This window comes from Bradyrhizobium sp. 17, assembly GCF_023073515.1.
Lineage (GTDB): Bacteria > Pseudomonadota > Alphaproteobacteria > Rhizobiales > Xanthobacteraceae > Bradyrhizobium > Bradyrhizobium canariense_D.
Window position 1 is genome coordinate 1 of the sequence record NZ_JADPJQ010000099.1, and the last position, 3,100, is coordinate 3,100.

The following is a 3,100-nucleotide window of genomic DNA, read 5'->3' on the forward strand; positions in this document are numbered from 1 at the left end:
TCACGATGCTCTGGAATGGGTGATCACGATGGCCTGGAATCGGTGATCACGATCGGCTGGAACACGCACTTCGACATCGAAGGGCAAGCCATTGTCGACGGGGAAGTGGTTGTAATCCATGAGGGGCGAACGAACTTCTCAGAACTCCAGGCGGACCTCGGCAGGGGGGACCAGGACCGGTTGGTTTACTTCGCCTTCGATCTCCTATGGCTGGACGGCAAGGACCTTCGCAGAATGGCTCAGCTTGCCCGCAAGGAGCTCCTGAAGCAGCTGATAGACGAGAACGGGCTGGAAGCCCCCATCTTCTACAGTGAGCACCATGAAGGTGACGGGCAGGCGCTGTTCGAGGCGGCCAGCAAGCTGAACTACGAGGGCATCGTCTCCAAGCGAGTGGATGCCCCTTACCGGTCGGATCGGGTTGAGGCCTGGCAGAAGATCAAGACCGTCCAGCGCGAGAAATTCCCTGTTGTTGGTTTCGTCAAGGACCCGTCCGGCGTCGCCGCGCTCTACCTCGGCAAGCAGGAAGGGAAGGAACTGCGCTACATGGGGAAGGTCGGGACGGGCTGGAGCCGGACGAAATCGGCGGAGATCCGCAAGGCTCTCGATACGGTCGTCAGCCCGAAGCAAAAGCTCACGAAGGCGGTCAAGAAACCGAAGGCCACCTGGGTCGAGCCGAAGTTCTACGCCGACATCGAATACCGGGATATCACGTCTGAGGGCCTGCTCCGCGCCAGCTCGTTCAAAGGTTTGTCCAAGAAATAACACATGTACATTTGGCGCCCTCTGCATGCGGGCTGGTGATGCCTCCGCGTGAGCGATGCAGATGCGGTGGCGTTGAAGTGCCGACGATCCAAGCAGACGGGCTCTATTGAAGCCTCTCGCCATTGCTCGCCAAAGGCAGGACGAGCCCACTACCGGGCGAGAGCAGGCCTCCTGCTCAGCGCACCTATAACGCAGATTAAGCGATCAGCGCGGAGCCGCCAGCTTCATGCGAAACTGTAGGAACGGGGCGCAGCAGGTCAAGTTTTCCGAGCATATGCAACCTCCCCAGACTGACTTGGCCTCCGCCCTCCCGGAGGCCTTCCTTTTGGGAACACAGCCTTCTTTCGGGCGTTTTCCTCGCCAGTGAGTGGCCGCCATGCCGGATCGCGTAACCCGAGCGGTAAAAGAAGCCCAAGCCATCCTGGCTCGCTATGTCGAGCCTGGGCCGAGGGACAGCGAAAAGACGATCAATGACCTGCTGGCCGTTCGATGAGCGGCTTGTCCAGGCGATGGAGGAGGAGCATGAGCGACAATCTCACCAAGCGGGACCAGCGCGACCGTAGCAAAATCAACATGCATGAAGACTTCGAGGTCAAATACTGGACGAAGGCGCTTGGAGTCTCCAGGAACGAGTTGCAGAAGGCCGTCGACAAGGTAGGCAATTCGGCCGCCGCTGTTCGCAAAGAGCTGGTGGCGTAACCGAGGCGCGCGGTATGCTTGCGATCTTTGGTGCAAGGCCCGCGCGCTTTTTCATGCCATCCCCATCTGCTTCGGCATCGGCTTCGTCTGCGAGAACCACCCGGACCGAGCCTGGAGCGAAGAGCTTGGCTGCCATTGTCCAGATCGATAGCGCCCGCGGCAATTGGGCTGTCGCGTTCCAAGTGCTGGACTGAATATTGATTGTTCCGTTGTATGGCGTGATGAGCGCCGTCTCGCTGTGAAGTTTCTGAACTGAGCGCATGTCGACGCGAGCCCGACGGTCTTGTCTTTTCTTACCGGCTTGGTGCCGTGAAGCGGAGTCGTCCTGCGCAGGTGAGGCCTGAGGCAGTTGCCGTATTCCGACAAGACATCAAAATTTTTGTGCGGCCCTCACGACCTATGCGAGTTCAGGGACTTAAGGATCGCAATCGCCGCCGCTCTCGGGCGATCAAAGTTCCGCGCATCTCCGCTGGATCGCGAGCCAAGGTCGTTGATCGGCTGCGACGTTGAGTCGGCCGACGTCGCGCTCGAATTGCGGGCGCGGCTTCTGAAGGAAATTGGGGAGCGGCGCCTGTTCATGAGAGACGCTGCATGAAGAGCCTGACGACCTTCTCGATTAATCTTTCGCACCTGCCACAGAACGTCTCGTCGCCGAACAACATGGTTTGCGACTAACGACGAGATGGCGGATACGGCAAGCGCGACGACAAGAAGATCCAAAATCATCCGAGCCTCGAACTCTCAATCACTTCACGGGGTCACCCGAAGTCGCCGAGCACCGCGCGCGGCTAATCGAGCGAACCGAATTCGGTCCTCAGCGAGATAAAGGACTTCCGGCCGATCAAAAGCGGCGGTAAGCCGCCGCCAAATAGCGCGCTGCAGCCCTACGTCCCGGCTTCAAATAATGCCTATTTAAATAGTCGTCCGTTAAGAAGGCGAATTGAGCGGGGCTGGACCGGCCAGCACGCGGCATAGTCGGACCAGGAACAGGCACAAGAGTTCTCTGAGCCAGGCTAGGATGCGGCGGAAGTTGTGGCCGACGGCTGAGAGGATGACGTTGGCGGCGTCTCCGGCACGGCCTTTGAGGTAGCAGCGACCGAGGTGACCTTCGGTCTTCATGTGGCCGATGATGGGCTCGATGGCGGAGCGGCGGCGCAGCTCGCGCTTGATGACGCCGAAGACGCCGCGCTTTTGGCCGGAGATGAAGACGCGACGTGGATTTTGAGCATCGTGGCCGCGGTATCCCTTGTCGACATAGGCCCGCTCGATCGGACATCCGGTGAGCGTCTCGGTCCGGTCGATGACGTTCCGCAAGGTGTGACCGTCGTAGGGATTTTCGGGCAGCGAGCTGGCATGCAGTACGAACAGGCCGCCGGGAGCTCGGCGATTGTTGGTGACGATGGAGGCCTTCACGCCGAACTCGTAAGGGGCTGAGGCCTTGCCTTTGCCGATGCACTCCACCTCCGGGGCATGAAAGGAATAGAGCTTCCAGCCGCGCTGGCGCTGCTGCTGGGAGCGGATCTGGCTGGCTCGGCCAAGCGGAAGGGCGAATGCCTCCTCGAGGGCTGGCTGGCCCTCGATCTTGCGACGGATGTCGCGGATGATCCGGCCCAGCCGGCTGCGCAGGATACGCAACTGC

2 protein-coding genes and 1 pseudogene are annotated in these 3,100 nt (G+C 60.2%); 2 read left to right on the forward strand and 1 reads right to left on the reverse strand.

Going from position 1 to position 3,100, the window contains the following annotated elements; all coding sequences use genetic code 11:
• The first annotated feature begins 15 nt into the window (after nt 1-15).
• Both IVB13_RS18770 and IVB13_RS18775 read left to right on the forward strand, forming a co-directional pair.
• Nucleotides 16-762: an ATP-dependent DNA ligase gene (locus tag IVB13_RS18770; RefSeq protein ID WP_247489954.1), complete on the forward strand. Its 747-nt coding sequence runs from the start codon at nt 16-18 to the stop codon at nt 760-762.
• 522 nt (nt 763-1,284) lie between these two features.
• Nucleotides 1,285-1,461: a DUF3606 domain-containing protein gene (locus tag IVB13_RS18775; RefSeq protein ID WP_247489952.1), complete on the forward strand. Its 177-nt coding sequence runs from the start codon at nt 1,285-1,287 to the stop codon at nt 1,459-1,461.
• Nucleotides 1,462-2,388: 927 nt separating this feature from the next.
• Here IVB13_RS18775 and IVB13_RS18780 read toward each other — a convergent pair.
• Nucleotides 2,389-3,100, reverse strand: a pseudogene (locus IVB13_RS18780) (IS5/IS1182 family transposase); the annotation flags it as partial.